Annotated in this window: 15 protein-coding genes and 1 riboswitch; all 15 genes read right to left on the bottom strand. The window is 54.9% G+C overall.

Annotated elements, in window-relative coordinates; all coding sequences use genetic code 11:
* Window positions 1-153: 153 nt before the first annotated feature.
* Window positions 154-251: riboswitch (SAM riboswitch) on the bottom strand.
* A gap of 83 nt (window positions 252-334) precedes the next feature.
* The 15 genes from FGQ86_RS15385 to FGQ86_RS15315 all read right to left on the bottom strand — a co-directional run bounded on the left by FGQ86_RS15385 (window position 335) and on the right by FGQ86_RS15315 (window position 15,727).
* Window positions 335-1,627, bottom strand: a complete 1,293-nt coding sequence (locus FGQ86_RS15385) for a UDP-N-acetylglucosamine 1-carboxyvinyltransferase (protein ID WP_033125948.1) — start codon at window positions 1,625-1,627, stop codon at window positions 335-337.
* 315 nt (window positions 1,628-1,942) lie between these two features.
* Window positions 1,943-2,440: a shikimate kinase gene (locus tag FGQ86_RS15380; RefSeq protein WP_033125947.1), complete on the bottom strand. Its 498-nt coding sequence runs from the start codon at window positions 2,438-2,440 to the stop codon at window positions 1,943-1,945.
* A gap of 264 nt (window positions 2,441-2,704) precedes the next feature.
* Window positions 2,705-3,061 carry a hypothetical protein gene (locus FGQ86_RS15375; RefSeq protein WP_033125946.1) on the bottom strand — a complete coding sequence of 119 codons (357 nt, stop codon included), beginning with the start codon at window positions 3,059-3,061 and terminating at the stop codon, window positions 2,705-2,707.
* Window positions 3,062-3,754: 693 nt separating this feature from the next.
* Window positions 3,755-4,414, bottom strand: coding sequence for a V-type ATP synthase subunit D (locus tag FGQ86_RS15370; RefSeq protein WP_033125945.1), 660 nt, complete (start codon window positions 4,412-4,414; stop codon window positions 3,755-3,757).
* Window positions 4,415-4,515: 101 nt separating this feature from the next.
* Window positions 4,516-5,889 carry a V-type ATP synthase subunit B gene (locus FGQ86_RS15365; RefSeq protein WP_033125944.1) on the bottom strand — a complete coding sequence of 458 codons (1,374 nt, stop codon included), beginning with the start codon at window positions 5,887-5,889 and terminating at the stop codon, window positions 4,516-4,518.
* Window positions 5,890-5,891: 2 nt separating this feature from the next.
* Window positions 5,892-7,658, bottom strand: coding sequence for a V-type ATP synthase subunit A (locus FGQ86_RS15360; protein ID WP_138305009.1), 1,767 nt, complete (start codon window positions 7,656-7,658; stop codon window positions 5,892-5,894).
* 24 nt (window positions 7,659-7,682) lie between these two features.
* Window positions 7,683-7,997 carry a V-type ATP synthase subunit F gene (locus tag FGQ86_RS15355; RefSeq protein WP_033125942.1) on the bottom strand — a complete coding sequence of 105 codons (315 nt, stop codon included), beginning with the start codon at window positions 7,995-7,997 and terminating at the stop codon, window positions 7,683-7,685.
* A complete protein-coding gene (locus tag FGQ86_RS15350; RefSeq protein ID WP_138305007.1) occupies window positions 7,990-8,958 on the bottom strand; it encodes a V-type ATPase subunit in 969 nt (322 codons plus the stop codon). Before FGQ86_RS15350 ends, FGQ86_RS15355 begins: the two co-directional genes overlap by 8 nt.
* Window positions 8,959-8,970: 12 nt before the next feature.
* On the bottom strand, window positions 8,971-9,576 hold the full coding sequence (locus FGQ86_RS15345; protein WP_033125940.1) for a V-type ATP synthase subunit E family protein: 606 nt from the start codon (window positions 9,574-9,576) through the stop codon (window positions 8,971-8,973).
* Window positions 9,577-9,625: 49 nt separating this feature from the next.
* Window positions 9,626-10,111, bottom strand: coding sequence for a V-type ATP synthase subunit K (locus FGQ86_RS15340; protein WP_033125939.1), 486 nt, complete (start codon window positions 10,109-10,111; stop codon window positions 9,626-9,628).
* The gene (locus tag FGQ86_RS15335; protein ID WP_033125938.1) at window positions 10,108-12,129 is read right to left on the bottom strand and encodes a V-type ATP synthase subunit I; all 2,022 of its coding nucleotides are present in this window, start codon (window positions 12,127-12,129) and stop codon (window positions 10,108-10,110) included. Before FGQ86_RS15335 ends, FGQ86_RS15340 begins: the two co-directional genes overlap by 4 nt.
* A gap of 40 nt (window positions 12,130-12,169) precedes the next feature.
* Entirely contained in the window at window positions 12,170-12,478 is a 309-nt protein-coding gene (locus FGQ86_RS15330; protein WP_033125937.1) for a hypothetical protein, read from the bottom strand.
* Between the two features lie 306 nt (window positions 12,479-12,784).
* On the bottom strand, window positions 12,785-13,282 hold the full coding sequence (locus tag FGQ86_RS15325; protein ID WP_033125936.1) for a tRNA (cytidine(34)-2'-O)-methyltransferase: 498 nt from the start codon (window positions 13,280-13,282) through the stop codon (window positions 12,785-12,787).
* Between the two features lie 11 nt (window positions 13,283-13,293).
* Window positions 13,294-14,193: an AIR synthase-related protein gene (locus FGQ86_RS15320; RefSeq protein ID WP_138305005.1), complete on the bottom strand. Its 900-nt coding sequence runs from the start codon at window positions 14,191-14,193 to the stop codon at window positions 13,294-13,296.
* A 31-nt stretch (window positions 14,194-14,224) separates the two neighbouring features.
* A complete protein-coding gene (locus FGQ86_RS15315; protein WP_033125934.1) occupies window positions 14,225-15,727 on the bottom strand; it encodes a VanW family protein in 1,503 nt (500 codons plus the stop codon).
* Window positions 15,728-16,016 lie beyond the last annotated feature (289 nt).

The following is a 16,016-nucleotide window of genomic DNA, read 5'->3' as shown; positions in this document are numbered from 1 at the left end:
CCTATTTGTTGTACCCTTTTTTATCTGTTTTCATTGAAATCTTTTTTTATCACCTCTTGACATATCACCAAATTGCTGTTCATATCCTGCGCATAGGGCAAAAAAGAAGTCCGCTTATCAGGAATAAGCGGACTGTTATACACCCAACAAATCCTCTTATTGTTCGATCGCTCGCTCAGGTTGGCACCTTCCGTCGCCGGGGTTGCCGCAGCTTCACAGGTCCTTTGTACCTCCACTGCTCTGAATAAGAGAAATTTTCTTTATTTACTGTTTTTATATCCCGTAAGATACAATAGCTACTTTACATTCTTTTCCGTCAGAAGTCAAGCACTTTTTAGCTGACCTTCAGCATGAACTTTCGGATCTCCTTCTCCGTGGACACCTTCTCAATGACTGCGCCCAGGCTCCGCAGCTTCTCCTCAAAGCGCTCGTAGCCTCTCTGAATGTAGACGATGTCGTCCACAATGGTAATCCCTTCTGCGGCCAGTCCCGCGATGCACAGGGCTGCCCCCGCTCTCAGGTCCGGTGCGCTCACCCTGGCGCCGGAGAATTTCTCCACGCCCTCGATGGTGGCGGAATTGCCCTCGATCTTCACATTGGCTCCCATCCGTGCCAGCTCATCCAGGTATTTAAACCTGTTCTCAAAAATGCTCTCCGTGATGATACTTGTCCCCTCGCACAGAGCCAGGGTCACGCCGATCTGGGGCTGCATATCTGTTGGGAATCCCGGATAGGGAAGGGTCTTCACATGGGTACATTTCAGTCTGCCCTTGGAGACTACCCGCACGGCGTCGTCAAACTCCTCCACCTCGCATCCTATCTCCAGCAGTTTGGCCGTGGTGGCCTCCAGATGCTTGGGAATTACGTTCATCACCGTCACGTCTCCCTGGGTAGCCGCTGCCGCGAACATAAATGTCCCCGCCTCAATCTGGTCCGGAATGACAGAGTACTCTGTCCGGTGCAGTCTCTGAACGCCTCTGATCCTGATGACGTCTGTCCCGGCTCCCCTGATGTTAGCTCCCATGCTGTTGAGGAAGTTGGCCACATCCACAACGTGGGGCTCCTTGGCCACGTTCTCCAGGATCGTCAGTCCCTCTGCCATGGCTGCCGCCATCATCACGTTAATGGTGGCTCCCACGCTGACCACGTCAAAATAGATGTGCTTTCCTACCAGCCTTGATGCCTCGGCAATGATCTTGCCGTGCTCGATCTCCACGTCCGCTCCCAGAGCCCTGAAGCCCTTGAGATGCTGGTCAATGGGACGGCTGCCGATATTGCAGCCTCCGGGGAGGGCTACCTCAGCATGCCTGTATTTCCCGAGCAGAGCTCCCAGCAGATAGTAGGACGCCCGGATCTTCTTGATATAGTCGTACTCGATATCAACGCTTGTCACGCCTTTTCCGTTGATCTTCACTGTGTGCCGGTCCACTCTGTGCACCATCGCGCCGATCCCCGCAATGGCGTCCAGAAGTACATTGATGTCATTTACATCCGGAAGATTATCGATCATTACAGTTTCATCGCTCATAATTGCAGCCGCAAGAATAGCAAGAGCCGCATTCTTTGCTCCGCCTATCTCCACTTCACCGACAAGCGGATTGCCGCCTTTAATAATATATTGTTCCATACTGCACCTCGATCATACTCTCATTCTCCGCCCTCGCCGGCGAAGCCCGATTTTCTTGATATTTCCTAATTTTTCTGATGTTTCCGTATTCCAGCTATATATGTCCAGATCTTCTAATCTGATTATACTCTTATTATTTCTTGATCCCGCGCCAAAATTCATGGGAGTCATATCCTTATCCGGGACATTTTCCTTGTTTCAACGCAAAATCCGCCTTCACCATTATATCACATATAGTGTGCTTGTAAAACATTTTTTACAAGTGCGTAAAATTTCTGTAACATTTTACCATATAATGGATGTGTATGGCCTGTATTATTTTTCTAAAACGTTTAAAACTTTACCAATAGTTTCTTCCAATGTCAACCCATCTTCGCAAATTGTAATATCCGCATACTTTTCAAACAGGACTCTGCGCTCCTCGTACAGCTCCCGGAGCGTCTGGCCGTCCCGCAGGGCAACTCCTCTCTCATGGGGATCCCCGATCCTGTCTTTAATGGTCTCATAGGACACCTGAAGGTACACCACTTTTCCGATCCTCTTGTAGTGCTCCATGGCGTTTTTGCAGTAGACCACGCTCCCGCCCGGCGAGATGATGCAGTGCTCCGCCTCCACCTGGGCGTTGATCCGATCCTCCACCTCCAGGAACCCTTCCGTTCCGCGCTCCTCAATGATCTCATGCAGGAGCTTCTTCTCCTTCTCCTGTATGAGAAGATCCACGTCCAGAAAGCTGTAGCCCAGCCTCTTCGCCGCCACAACTCCTATGGTGCTCTTCCCGGCCGCCGGCATTCCGATGAAAATAATATTATCCATACTCCTCTCCTTCTCTCTTTGTACGTCTCCCCTTATCCAGTGCGTCTCCCCCGCACTGCGGTTCCACATTTCTTTTCGCACATTATAGCACGCTTTCGGCGCATTTGTCCACGGTTCGTCTGTCTCTGCGCTATATGGTTATTATATGCCGCCGGAGGGCCCCCGGTCACCGCCGCCCCTGGCTTTTGCACACGCTTCCAGATCAAAAAAACAGGAGGGCTCACAGACTCAGCGTCTCTGATGCTCTCCTGTCCTCTCTGGCTGTCAATAAAATTTCCGTTTGTACTTTCTGTGGTCGCAGCGCCTCTTGCAGACCTCCTGGTACAGCATGACCTGGATCAGATCCCGCAGCCACTCACCCGGCTCCTCCTCTTCTTTCTCCATCTTCTCGTATATCCGCCTGCACATCAGGCCGAGCTGCAACTTATCCGGGTACTCATCGTAGAGCATGCTGCCCTCGTATTCCATGCGGTCACATTCGTCCTCCACATAGGGCAGCGCCCGCTTCGCCGTGTCAGGATACATGCTCTTCATATAATCCAGATCCCGTCTCTCTATCCGCTCATCGTCATATAAGAGGGGTGTCGGATAGGCCATATAGTAAGGTAGCTTCCGTTCCATGCGCAACACACTCCCAGCTGAAAAGTTCTTTCTACGTACAGCATATGCGAGCCTTCTTATTTTGTTACATTTTATTTACATATATTGTTTTATTATGTCATTTATGCTATTGTAATTATGTTGTCCGGGACCTCCGACAGAGAGGAGGTGGTATCTGTGGATTATTTTACAAACCTAATCCTTTCGGTCATGGCTGGTCTGATCGTACATCTCATCAGCAAGTGGTTAGACCGAAACAAACCAGACAACTAGCCCAGCTACATAAAAACTCCCCGGAAGGCCAATTTCCGGGGAGTTTTCTCTGTGGACTATTTTTAAACCTTTATAGCTCTCGCTATATCCTTATAATATATCCCTTTTTTGTTTCTGTCAATACTTTTCATTTCGTTTATGTCGCTTTTATCGTATACTTATTATGTTGTCCGGAACCTCCGACAGAAAGGAGGTGATCCTATGGAGCACTTTTTAAATATAGTGTGTTCGGTCACGGCTGGTCTGATCATCCATCTCATCAGCAAGTGGTTAGACCGAAACAAACCAGACAACTAGCCCAACTACATAAAAACTCCCCGGAACCGACACTTCCGGGGAGTTTTTCCTATGGAACACTTTTTAAATCATAATAGCTTTCGCTATATTCTTATATTATCTCTCTTTTGCTTCTCTGTCAACACTTTATGTCATTATATATTCCTATGCCCGCTCGCTGTAGTGATGGGCCTCCTCAAGCATCATATCCTTTACCTTCATGAGCCGGATCTGGGAGCTTCTCTCGTTCTCATCCAGCTTCATGGTGATATATTTGATGGTCTCCTGCGCCTGAGGGATGATCACATGCTCCAGCGCGTTTACACGGCGTCGGGTCTTCTCAATCTCGGCAGCCATCAGCTGGCAGGCCTTCTCCACCTCCGCAAGCCGGAGCATATCCGGCAGGATGTCCGCAAGAGATTTCACCGCTCCGTCCAGGTCGCTGGATGTAAAGGCAAAGCCGTAGGAGTAGATATCGTTGGCGTCTGCTGTCCGGGTCTTTGTGTCAAACACCGGAATGTTGACGCTCATGACATTCTTCTTTCCCACCTCCAGGCTCACCTGCTGCTTCGGCGCCATCAGCGCCGTGTGGAGCGTGGCCTCGTCCATGCCCGCTCTGGCGATGACAAAATTCTTGTTGGCAGCCAGTATCCCAGCCTCCACCTTCTGGCGGAGGGCCATGTTCTCCCTGGCAAGATCCAGGAACTGCCGCATCAGCTCATCACGCTTATCCTTGAGGAGCTTGTGCCCCCTCCGAGCTGTGACAAGTTTCTTTTTCGTTTTTGTAAGCTCCATGCGGGTAGGAGTGATCTGTGTAGATGCCATATGCTTTCCTCCTTACTGTCTGCGCACGCCCTATGCAGATTTTCGGAAATATCCGTCCGCAGGCAAGCCTGCGCGGCTATTTCCACCAATCTGCGCACGGCTTACTGTTTCCCATAGTACAGATCCAGATACTTGTCGTCGATACGTTTCAGCTCGGACCTGGGCAGGATGGACAGAAGCTTCCAGCCGATCTCCAGCGTCTCCTCGATGGACCGGTCCGTGTGGTAGCCCTGGGACACGTACTGCTTCTCGAACTCGTCGGCAAATTTTGCGTAGATCAGATCGATCTCTGTCAGGGCCGCCTCGCCCAGGATGGTCATCAGCTCCTTGGCGTCCTTTCCTCTTGAGTAGGCCGCGAAGAGCTGGTTCATAGTGTTGGAGTGGTCCGCCCTGGTCTTGCCCTCGCCGATCCCCTTATCCTTCAGACGGGACAGGGACGGCAGCACGTCGATGGGGGGCTGGATGCCCTTGCGGTAGAGGTCACGGCTCAGGATGACCTGCCCCTCTGTGATGTATCCGGTCAGGTCCGGGATGGGATGAGTCTTGTCGTCCTCCGGCATGGTCAGAATGGGGATCATGGTGATGCTTCCCTTCTTCCCTCTCTGCCGCCCCGCGCGCTCATACATCTGCGCCAGGTCCGTATACATATATCCGGGATAGCCGCGGCGTCCCGGGACTTCCTTCTTGGCTGCGGAGATCTCACGGAGAGCGTCCGCATAGTTTGTGATGTCCGTCAGAATGACAAGGACATGCATGTCTTTTTCAAAGGCAAGGTACTCTGCCGCCGTCAGGGCCATACGGGGCGTGGAGATACGCTCCACGGCCGGGTCATTGGCCAGATTGATAAAGAGCACCGTCCTGTCGATGGCTCCCGTCTCCTTGAAAGACTCCACGAAGAAATTGGACTCCTCAAAGGTGATGCCCATGGCTGCGAATACAACGGCGAATTTCTCGTCGGTTCCCCGCACCTTTGCCTGCCTTGCGATCTGTGCCGCCAGCTGAGAGTGGGGCAGGCCGGAGCAGGAGAAGATAGGCAGCTTCTGCCCCCGGACAAGGGTGTTCAGTCCGTCGATGGCCGAGATACCTGTCTGGATAAACTCGGAGGGGTAGACTCTGGCTGCCGGGTTCATAGGCAGACCGTTGATGTCCCTCCTCTCCTCCGGAAGGATTTCCGGGCCTCCATCCGCGGGGCGCCCTAGGCCGTCAAACACGCGGCCCAGCATATCCCCGGACACGCCCAGCTCCAGGCTCCTTCCAAGGAAGCGCACCTTACTGTTGCTTAAGTTGATGCCGGCGGCATTTTCATAGAGCTGTACGACCACCTTGTCGCCGTCCACCTCCAGCACCTTGCAGCGGCGCTTCTCGCCGCTCATCAGTTCAATCTCGCCGAGCTCGTCGTAGGTGACTCCCTCCACGCCTTTTACCATCATCAGCGGGCCGGCAACTTCCTGTATGGTTCTGTATTCTTTTGGCATAATTAGAAGTCCTCCTTCCCGAATGTATCCGCGATCTCCGCGTCGAGCTCGCTCATAATACTCTCATACTCAGACTCGATCTGGTCTGTCACTGTGTATTTGTAGCGTCCGATCTTCTCACGCACTGCCATCGTCAGGAGAGCGTTCATGGAAGCCCCCTTGTTCAGAGCGTCCATAGACTTCTCGTAGAAGGCCAGCACCAGGTTCATCATCAGGTACTGCTTCCGCAGAGGCGTGTAGGTGTCCACGTCGTGGAAGGAGTTTTGGTGCAGAAAGTCCTCGCGGATAGACCTGGCAGCCTCCATCTTCAGCCGGTCAGCCGGAGACAGGGCGTCCATGCCTACCATCTGCACGATCTCCTCCAGCTCCGCCTCGTCCTGCAGAAGGCTCATCATCTTCTGGCGGTCCTCCATCCAGTCAGGAGCCACCTTCTCATTGAACCAGCCGCTCACGTTGTCCAGATAGAGGGAGTAGCTGGTAAGCCAGTTGATGGCCGGGAAATGTCGCTTGTAGGCCAGATTGGAGTCCAGTCCCCAGAACACCTTCACGATACGCAGGGTTGCCTGGGACACAGGCTCCGAGGTGTCGCCTCCCGGGGGAGACACGGCTCCGATCACAGACAGGGAGCCCTCTCTTCCCTCTTTTCCGAGGGAGACTACATGGCCTGCCCTCTCGTAGAACTCCGCCAGACGGGAGCCCAGGTAAGCCGGGTATCCCTCCTCGCCGGGCATCTCCTCCAGACGCCCCGACATCTCACGGAGAGCCTCCGCCCACCGGGATGTGGAGTCCGCCATCAGGGCCACTGAGTATCCCATGTCGCGGAAATACTCCGCAATCGTAATTCCTGTATAAATAGACGCCTCACGGGCTGCGAAGGGCATATCCGAGGTGTTGGCGATAAGAACCGTCCTCTCCATCAGGGAGCGTCCTGTCTTGGGATCCTTCAGCTCCGGGAATTCATTCAGAACGTCCGTCATCTCATTGCCCCGCTCACCGCATCCGATATAGACCACGATATCCGCCTCGGCCCATTTTGCCAGCTGGTGCTGGATCACGGTCTTGCCGCTTCCGAAGGGTCCCGGCACAGCCGCCACACCGCCCCTGGCGATGGGGAAGAAGGTGTCAATGACCCTCTGGCCTGTCACAAGAGGCACATCCAGGGGCAGCTTTTTCACATAGGGCCGTCCCCGTCTCACGGGCCACTTCTGCACCATGGTCAGCTCCTTGTACCCGTCCTCGGTGGCAATAACCGCCACTGTCTCCTCCACCGTGAATTCTCCTGCGCGGATCTCCTTCACGGTTCCTTTTATCCCATAGGGAACCATGATCTTCTGCTGCACCACCTGTGTCTCCTGCACGGTGCCCAGTACATCTCCGGCCTCCACCTCGTCTCCGGCCCTGGCCACGGGGACAAAGTCCCATTTTTTCTCTCTGTTCAGAGCCGCCACCTCCACGCCTCTTTGCAGGTTGTTTCCTGAGATCTTCATGATCTCGTCAAGAGGGCGCTGGATGCCGTCATAAATGCTGGAGATGAGCCCGGGCCCAAGCTCCACCGACATGGGAGCCCCCGTGGACTCCACCGGCTCGCCGGGTCCCAGTCCGGATGTCTCCTCGTACACCTGGATGGACGCCTCGTCTCCGTGCATCTCTATGATCTCGCCTATCAGGCGCTGCCTGCTGACGCGCACCACGTCGGACATGTTGGCATCCCTCATTCCGGACGCAATGACCAGCGGTCCCGCTACTTTTTTGATCGTACCTGTACTCATAATGGACGTATCACCTCAACTTTCTTAGTTACTGAACAGGATATCGGACCCAACGGCCTGTTCCACCGATTTCTTCACTCCTCTGACACCGCTGCCCGTATTTCCGGACACCCCCGGGATCTCTATGACCGCCGGGATGATCTGCCCCTCGTACCGGGCTATGTCGTGCTTCAGCTGGGCCGCCAGCTTCTCCGTGATATAGATGATCCCATACCCCTCTGCGGCAAGCTGGTGGAGCCTCTCCCCTGCCTCCTGGAATGTGACGGGAAATGTGTCAAGTCCCAGGGCAGCAAAGCCGTAAATGCTGTCATAATCGCCCATCACTGCTATCTTATACATACATTTCCCTTACCCTTTCCCGGATTGCCTGTTCCGGCAGCTGACTTCGCTTGCCGGAGAGGATGATCCGCACTGTCTTGATCTCGTTTTGTCTTGCAAGTACATACGCCACCACCGGGCCTATGGTAAATGCTTTATATTTCTGCGGGCTGATGGTCTGGATGATGCGGTTGTCACACCAGCGCTCAAAGGCGGACATGGACTCTGCGAGAGCCTGTGCCCCTCCCGCGTACTCGGTGCCAAGGAGATAGTCCCGTATGGCCTCCGGTCCCGAGAGGGCCGCCTTTGCAAGCTGGTCCACGCTGAGGCTTCCGCACTCCGCCATGGCCTGCTTCATAAATTCTATGGATTTTGCGGTTTTCTGCGCCCGCACGGCGATCTTGATGTCCGCCACCGCCACCACGGATCTGGCATAGTCCCGGATGATCTCGTCCTCCGACTCCATTCCCGCCTTGTAAATGGCGTCCAGGGCCGCCCTGTCTATGATGATGTCGCAGAGCTGTCCGTCCCCCGCGTGAAGCAGCGCCTCACAGGCCTGCCGGGCCGCCTGGCTCATATTTGCGGGAAGCCGCCCGAAATCCTTCTCATGTATGATCTCCAGCATCTCCTGACCGGAAACTGCCGTGTCCTCGTAGAAAATGTCTCCGGGAGGCTCCTCTGTACAGGCCGCCTTGACTGCTGCCTTCAGATTGTGGAACAGCTTCTGGCAGAAGAGAACGTCGAACTTTTTCCTGTCAATGGACAGCTCACCCACGGTCTGCCAGATCTTCTCCTCCTCCCGCTTCAGCATCGTCTCTGCGTCCCCGGAGGTGTCTGTGTCACCCCAGCCCCGCTCCGCCAGGAACTGCAGGCACTGCTCATAGCTCTGGCAGGCGATGAGCTGGTCGATGACCGCGTTGGAGAAGAGAGAGACCTCAAGGGCTCTTATGCGGGCAACCGCGTAGGTATACTTTTCACTCATCTAGGTTCCTCCTCACGCCCTGTCCCGGGAAAACAATCTCTTCTGAACCCGGTCGCTCATCTCATCCCGCCTTGTCTCAAAGATGGCTTTAAAGGTACAGTTCTCTTCGATCCCGCCGTACACCAGCACGAACCCGTCGGGTACAAGAGGATCCCCCTCTGCCAGAGAAAGGGAGCCTCCCTTTGCCTCGGCCGCCTTCTGTATCTTTTCCTCAAATCCGTCCGGCATGCGCTGTGCGTCCGCAGGTGAAAAATGGATCTCTCCCACCTGGGGGAGTACGTAATGATCCAGCAGCCTCTCTATCAACTCAAAATACGCTGCCGTATCCATGTCCTTTATTTTCCGGTAAGCCTCCTTTAGCACCTCCGCTATCATCTCCTGCCTGGCGCCAAGAAGCCTGGTTCGCCTCTCCAGATCCGATGCCGACAGCGCCTTCTCCTTCAGGCCCTCCGCATCTGCCCGGGCCTTTTCGAGGATGGCCGCGGCAGATCCCTCCGCCTGCCTCTTCCTCTCGTCCAGAAGCTCCCGGGCCTGTCTGTTCGCATCCTGTATCTTCACCTCAGCGGAGGACCGGGCTTCTTCCAGGATACGGCTTTTCATTTTCTCTAATCCAGTCATAGCCTTCGCACTCCTTTTTCTGATTTTTCCCTGTCACCTGTCTGCGTTCCTATACCTGGATCATGGTCACGGCGATGACGGAAATCAGAAGAGAAAGGATCGCGTAGGTCTCAACCATGGCCGGGAACAGCATGGCCTTACCGAACTGCTCCGGTTTTTTCGCAACGATGCCAATGGACGCCGCGGCAGCCTCCCCCTGGGATTTTCCTGAGATCAGTCCCACGATGCCTACCGGCAGGCAGGCCGCCAGGATGAGAAGCCCTGTCTGGGGATCCAGCTCCAGTCCGCCGCCGCCCAGAAGGCCGATCTTGGAAAGTGTGACAAAGCCTACCAGCAGTCCGTAAATTCCCTGTGTACCGGGCAGAAGCTGGAGTACCAGAACCTTGGCAAATTTGCTGGGGTCCTCTGTCACGACCCCTGCCGCCGCCTGTCCTGCGATGCCGACGCCGAGAGCTGATCCCGCGCCTGCGAGAAACACGGCCACTGCCGCTCCGAGAAGTCCATATACCAGTCCTAAATTCTCCCATATACTCATGATATCGTTTCCTCCTTAATATCTACATATTTTGTATCATTCTCAAAGGGTTCAAAGGGCTTCCCTCCCCCTTCATAAAACTTTCCGAAAAACTCCACAAACTGGAGACGGTTCGTGTGTACGTATGCTCCCAGCAGGTTGATGGCCATGTTCATGGCGTGTCCCACGATGAATACAGCGATGAACACCAGCACTCCGAAAACGCTCTTTCCCAGCATGCTCCCCATCATGTTGACAACGGAGGCGATGACGCCTGTAGCCAGTCCCAGAGCCAGAAGCCGGGAGTAGGACAAAACGTCGCTGAGCCAGCCGGTGATGTTGTAAATGTCGTAGGCTCCCAGGGCCAGCCTGAGCACCGGGTTTTTGTTGGCCCGTCCTGACATCAGGAGAAGTCCCACAGCCCCCGCGACAGCCAGCACCTTTGCCAGCGTGTTAAGGGCCGGCGGGAAGACGATGTCCATCTGCGAGATGGAGCGGAAGATCTCCGACGGAAGCAGCATCAGGATAAGCCCCATCAGAAATACGTACCAGAGCACCACGTCGCAGAAAAAGTCCAGATACTGTTTGTCCTTAAGCTCCATGTAGCCCTTGATCCCAAGTCCCACAAACAGGTGGATCGTCCCAAACAGCATGGAGTAGACCAACAGCTTCATGGGGTCGTTAAGCGGCGCGAACCACAGCGGCGGTATGCTCACCTCTTTGCCGAAAAACACGCTGGAAACCACGTCCACCACGTCCCCGAAATAGCCTCCGAACAGAACGCCCCACACGATAGTAGAGATGCCGCAGAACATGAACAGCTTCAGCGATTTGTGCATCCCCGCGCTCATTCTGGGGAATTTCCTGAGCACCACAAAGCACACGATGGCCACGATAGCGCCGTAGGCTGCGTCGGAGAGCATCATTCCGAAGAAGAACACATAAAAAAACGACATGATAGTGGTTGGGTCAAACTCCCCCTTATGGGGCAGCCCGTAGGACTCCAGCACTCCCTCCACACTGGAGGAGAAGGCGTTGTTGTGCAGGATGGTGGGCGGCTCCTCGTCCTCCCCCGGCTCCTCCACATCCATGACGCAGTCGTATTTCTCTTCTATCGCCTTCCGCAGGGCAGGCACCGCCTTTGCCGGCACGTACCCGCTGATGAGAAAGGTGCGCCCTGACTGGGGCAGTGTTCCCAGCACCTGGTATTTCTCCGCCCGGATGCGGTAGTAATCTGAAATGTACTCCAGCTCCTCCCGCCTTTCGGCACGGGCCTTTATCTCCTCTTCCTTCTCTTCTATTTCCCTGTTCAGCTTTCCAATATCTGCTTTCAGCTCCTCTGTCCGGACCGCCGGATCCTCCGGTACAATCTGAGAGGGCCTTGCAAATCCTCCCTGGCGGAGCGCTTCCTCCACTGCCTCCGCGTTCTCTCTCATGCAGAGCACAGCCAGGTACACGCCCTCCGTCCCGGAGGAGACGATCTCCACATCCAGCTCCTCTGTCTGGGGGAGCTGCTCTGCCAGGACCGCGTACACGTCCTCCAGTGTGGTGCCGGCGGCCATAGTGCCTATCAGCATGGCTGTGTGCTCTGTCCCCTCAAAGTTCATGGGCACGCCCAGAGCCAGCCAGGGGCTCAGGCTCTCAATCTGGTTCTCGTCCTTGAGGATGGCAGCCTTCTTCTCCGCGATCTGTCTGCTGTCCCGAAGGATATCCGCCGCCACATCCATGATTTCTTCCCTGTCTCCGGCCGCCTGTCGGAACCGCTTCTCATCCACCAGCTTTTTCCCCTCAAGGCTGGCGAACAGGGACTTCTTCCGGGGAACGTACTGCTCCAGCACGTCCAGGGCCTGATCCGCAGTGTGGGCCTTCTTCTCAAAGCTCAGCCTTGGGCTGGTGGTGTCCATCCGCTGGAAGACGTCATCGTCCTCCGCCAGCTGGCTGACCTCCATAAGTCCCAGGGACTGGAGCCGTTCAAGGATGGCCTTCCGGTCCTTCTTCAGCGCGCAGATACTGACTCTCTGCATCTGCAGTACTGCCATAGACACATCCCTCCTTTTCTTTCATTTTCCAGGAAGCGTCTCAGATCAGATGATCGATGACATCTGACACGGCGGCCTCCTTCTCTTTTTCCGCTTCCTCTCGCAGAGCCCGGATCATCTCCTCCGTCTCCGCAGCCGCCTTTTCCGCCATTTGTTTCCCTTCCTCAGCAGCAGAGTCCATGACAGCCGCAGCCTCGGTTTTTGCATCCTGCGTGATCTTTTCCTGCATTTTCTTTGCCTCATCGGATGCCTGGGAAAGGATCTGCTCACAGCGGGCATCCGCCTGCGCCACGATCTCTCCGGCCTCTTTTTCGGCCTGCTTTATGGTCTGAATGGTCTCTTCTACCATCTATTCACCACCTCTCTTTTCCTTTTTTTGCTATCTTGTAGTTCAAATTATAATATGATTTGTGCGGCATGTCTATTATTTTTTGTATTTTTTCTTTTAAAACCATTTATGATCATACAATTTGTTTTATAATCTTACAATTATTTCTGTTTTCGCGTATCTCATATTTTTTCGCTCTATTCCTTTACTTTCTCCCTCTGATTTTGATTTTATACAGCCCGTTTCCTGCAATCCAGGAAAATAAAAAAGAGTCCCGCTTGCGGAACTCTCACGCCATGCGCGGCTGCGCATGTCTGATCTGTCTTTTTATTTTTCCCAGGACAGGCGGTGCAGATGCCCTTCCCTGTTCAGCTCTGCAAATCCGTTCTGCCGCAGAGCCTCATAGAGAACGATGGCCACGGAATTGCCCAGGTTGAGAGACCGGATCTGGCCCATCATGGGAATCCGCACGCAGGTGTCCTGATGCTCCACCAGAATCTCCTCCGGTATGCCGGCGCTCTCCTTTCCGAACATGATATAGCAGTCCGGCTCGTAGCGGACATCCGTGTAGACCCTGGGCGCCTTTGTGGTGGCCATGTAGATCTTGGCTCCCGGATTTTTCTCCAGAAAATCCCGGTAGTCGATGTAGGTGGTCACATCCAGATCCTTCCAGTAGTCCATCCCCGCACGCTTCAGGCTCTTTTCATCCAGCCGGAAGCCCAGAGGCTCAATGAGATGAAGCCGCGCCCCGGCGGCCACGCATGTCCTTCCTATATTTCCCGTATTGGCCGGTATCTCCGGCTCGTGCAGTACAATGTTCAGCATCCGTACCCTCCTTATTCCTGCTGCCAGAGCTTCCAGATCTCGTCCAGCCCAGGACGATCCAGAAACCTGACGTCTTCCCCATTCTGTACGATCTTGTCGTTGTCCCCTCTGAGCCTTCCTATGACACAGGCCTCCACCTGCTGCCGGGCAAGCCTCTCCGCTGCCGCCTCACCGTCGGCTGCCGCCAAAAGAAAGCAGCCCGCCGATGTGAGCTGGTAGGGGTTGATGTGAAAAAGCTCGCACACCTCGATGGTCTCCTGCCTGACAGGGATCTTCTTCAGATCCGCCTCCAGGCCCCGGCCTGTCCAGGCGGACAGCTCCCACAAAGTCTTGAAAATTCCTCCCTGGCCCACGTGACAGATCACCGGTATGCCGGCTCTTCTGACCGCCCGGGCTATGTCCAGGCCAAAAATCTGATCCTCCGCTGACTCCACAAGGCGCAGAAAAGAAGGGGCGAACCTGCCGACCAGGACCTCTCTCTTCTCCTGGCTGATCCGCAGCATCCCCTCCAGGCCCGCATAGCCCGCCACAAGGATGTCCAGCTGCTCCAGGCGCTCCGGGCGCCCGGGAGTCTCCCGGCTTTCAGGAGCAGCCGGTTTTCCCTGGATCTCCGGGGAAGCAAAGCCCGGTCTGCCCTCAGCCGTCACCAGGGCGCAGGGCAGGGAGATGGCCGGGCATTTCCCTCCCTCTGTCTCCCTTATCTCCAGAAAAAATGGCAGGGTATCTGCCATTTTCTTCCATTTCTTTTTTAAATCATACAGAAAAGTATTCTCCCGGTCCGCCGGTATCTGGAACACCGCCTTTGCGGCGAACTCTTCCGCCCCCCGGGCCGCCAGGGCATTGACGCAGTGAGCCAGGGCGTACCGCCCCAGATCCCTTTGCTCCCCGTAAATGATCGCTGTCTCTGTCACAATCCGCTCTCCTTTGTCCTTCTCTTTGCGCCTACTCCTGTGTCTGATCCGGCGCCTGCTCCTCGCTTCCCGCCGAGGCAGCCTGGCTCACTGCCGCATTGACCTTGTCTGCGTCCTGGGAGGCAATGGCGCTCTGGAGGGCAGTCAGCACACCCCCGCTGGCCGACGCAGTCCCCACTTCGATCACCTGGTCCGACTTTTCATAGTGACTGGTGTTAAACACCTCCCGGCTGACCTCCTGGCCGTCCTCGTACACGATCTTCCAGAGCTGCGCCTCCACGCCGTCGTGCGGGCTTCCTGTCACCTCTGTAGTTCCCGCCGCCAGCTCGGTGTTTTCCTTATATACTGTGCCGTAGGGCTCTGTGCTGATGGTCTCGCTCTCGTATTCCACCGTCCGGTTCTTTGGCCTTGTCTCCTTGCCGTAAATGATAAACCGGAGCTGGTTGCTGTCATTGATCTCCCCATAGATATAGATGGGCGTGTCATAGCTGTTCCTGAACTTGAAATCCAGATAATCTCCGGCTATCGCCGCGTCCCTGGAGGGCTTCACGTAAGCCACGGTCATGGAGTGGGGAGACCGCTCCACCACCTCCAGCTCGGCGTAAATAACCGCGTTGTAGAGGGTGGTTGAGACCTGGCAGATGCCGCCGCCGTAATCGGACACCACCTGGCCGTTCTCGTAGGCTCCGGCCTCCACATAACCGTTCTCCGGCGTGAAGGGCCCTGTTGTCTGTCCCACAGACAGAGTCTCGCCCGGCATCAGGATCTTCCCGTTCAGCTTATCTACACCGTTTTTCAGGTTCTGCCATCTCTCTCCGCCCCCGGCGTCAGTCCAGAAGCTGCCCAGCTCATCCTGTATGGTGGACAGATCCTCCTCCGTGATCTTTGGCTTCTCCTTTTTTGTCTGCAGCTCCACGGCAAAATCATCGTGCTCCCACTGGTCATTGAGGTGGTCTGTGACCGCCTCGATGGTGGCCTCCACATCCAAAGCCTTCCCTTCCTGCTCCGGAGTGATCTCAAAGGAGGTGGCGGTCTTCTGGATGGAGGCGTCCACTGCGCCCTGTACAAGAGGCACCGCCCGTTCATTCAGGACAGCCTCTGTCTGCTCCTGATCCAGACTGAATTTCTCCCGGATCACATATTTTTCTTTTTCCAGATTTTTCTGCTTTCTATAGCGGGAAAATACGCTTCCTGTCTTGCCGTAGTCTACCGCTTCCTGGGCCAGCTCATCCACATCCTCGGCGGACAGCCCCAGCTCACTCAAAGCGGCCTGGGCGGAACCATTGTCAGCCTCCAAAGTCACAGTCACCGCGCCGTCGGACTCCATATGCTCCTCCAGAGCGGCGCTGGCCTCCTTCGCGGTCATGCCGGACACATCCATGGCGCCGATCCACACATTGTCGCAGATCACATTCTCATCCACTCTATTTACATAATTTCTTAAATGTATATAGACACCAAGCAGGGCGATCAGTATCAGCCCTGCGCCTGCCATGATGAGAAGACGCGCCCTCTTCTTCCTGCGCGCAGTCATTCTCTTTGTTTCCCTCAGGCTCCTTCTCCGTGATGCCATTGCCTTCCGCCTATCCTTCCTGGTTACGTTTCATCCTGCCCTTTAGATTATGATGGAGGGTATGATGGACGTAGCCACCATAGCTACAATCACAATCATAATAATGATCGCAATGATCCGTCTTGTCCGCTTATTGTTAAAATTCATGATTCTTTCTCCTACTATTAGTATTATCATAGTCATTCTTTACCTTTTCTACAGGTTAGACTATGCTATTTTAAGATACTGTGGATTGGTTTCTTTCTCCTAC

Source organism: Clostridium sp. BSD2780061688st1 H5 (assembly GCF_005845155.1).
In the GTDB taxonomy this organism is placed as follows: Bacteria; Bacillota; Clostridia; order Lachnospirales; family Lachnospiraceae; genus Claveliimonas; species Claveliimonas intestinigallinarum.
Note: the sequence above shows the minus strand (reverse complement) of the source record. Positions and strands in the feature narration are given on the sequence as shown.

Coding starts and splice junctions, on each gene's coding strand:
- FGQ86_RS15385 (WP_033125948.1), bottom strand. CDS start 1,627: ATGGAACAATATATTATTAAAGGCGGCAATCCGCTTGTCGGTGAAGTG.
- FGQ86_RS15380 (WP_033125947.1), bottom strand. CDS start 2,440: ATGGATAATATTATTTTCATCGGAATGCCGGCGGCCGGGAAGAGCACC.
- FGQ86_RS15375 (WP_033125946.1), bottom strand. CDS start 3,061: ATGGAACGGAAGCTACCTTACTATATGGCCTATCCGACACCCCTCTTA.
- FGQ86_RS15370 (WP_033125945.1), bottom strand. CDS start 4,414: ATGGCATCTACACAGATCACTCCTACCCGCATGGAGCTTACAAAAACG.
- FGQ86_RS15365 (WP_033125944.1), bottom strand. CDS start 5,889: ATGCCAAAAGAATACAGAACCATACAGGAAGTTGCCGGCCCGCTGATG.
- FGQ86_RS15360 (WP_138305009.1), bottom strand. CDS start 7,658: ATGAGTACAGGTACGATCAAAAAAGTAGCGGGACCGCTGGTCATTGCG.
- FGQ86_RS15355 (WP_033125942.1), bottom strand. CDS start 7,997: ATGTATAAGATAGCAGTGATGGGCGATTATGACAGCATTTACGGCTTT.
- FGQ86_RS15350 (WP_138305007.1), bottom strand. CDS start 8,958: ATGAGTGAAAAGTATACCTACGCGGTTGCCCGCATAAGAGCCCTTGAG.
- FGQ86_RS15345 (WP_033125940.1), bottom strand. CDS start 9,576: ATGACTGGATTAGAGAAAATGAAAAGCCGTATCCTGGAAGAAGCCCGG.
- FGQ86_RS15340 (WP_033125939.1), bottom strand. CDS start 10,111: ATGAGTATATGGGAGAATTTAGGACTGGTATATGGACTTCTCGGAGCG.
- FGQ86_RS15335 (WP_033125938.1), bottom strand. CDS start 12,129: ATGGCAGTACTGCAGATGCAGAGAGTCAGTATCTGCGCGCTGAAGAAG.
- FGQ86_RS15330 (WP_033125937.1), bottom strand. CDS start 12,478: ATGGTAGAAGAGACCATTCAGACCATAAAGCAGGCCGAAAAAGAGGCC.
- FGQ86_RS15325 (WP_033125936.1), bottom strand. CDS start 13,282: ATGCTGAACATTGTACTGCACGAGCCGGAGATACCGGCCAATACGGGA.
- FGQ86_RS15315 (WP_033125934.1), bottom strand. CDS start 15,727: ATGACTGCGCGCAGGAAGAAGAGGGCGCGTCTTCTCATCATGGCAGGC.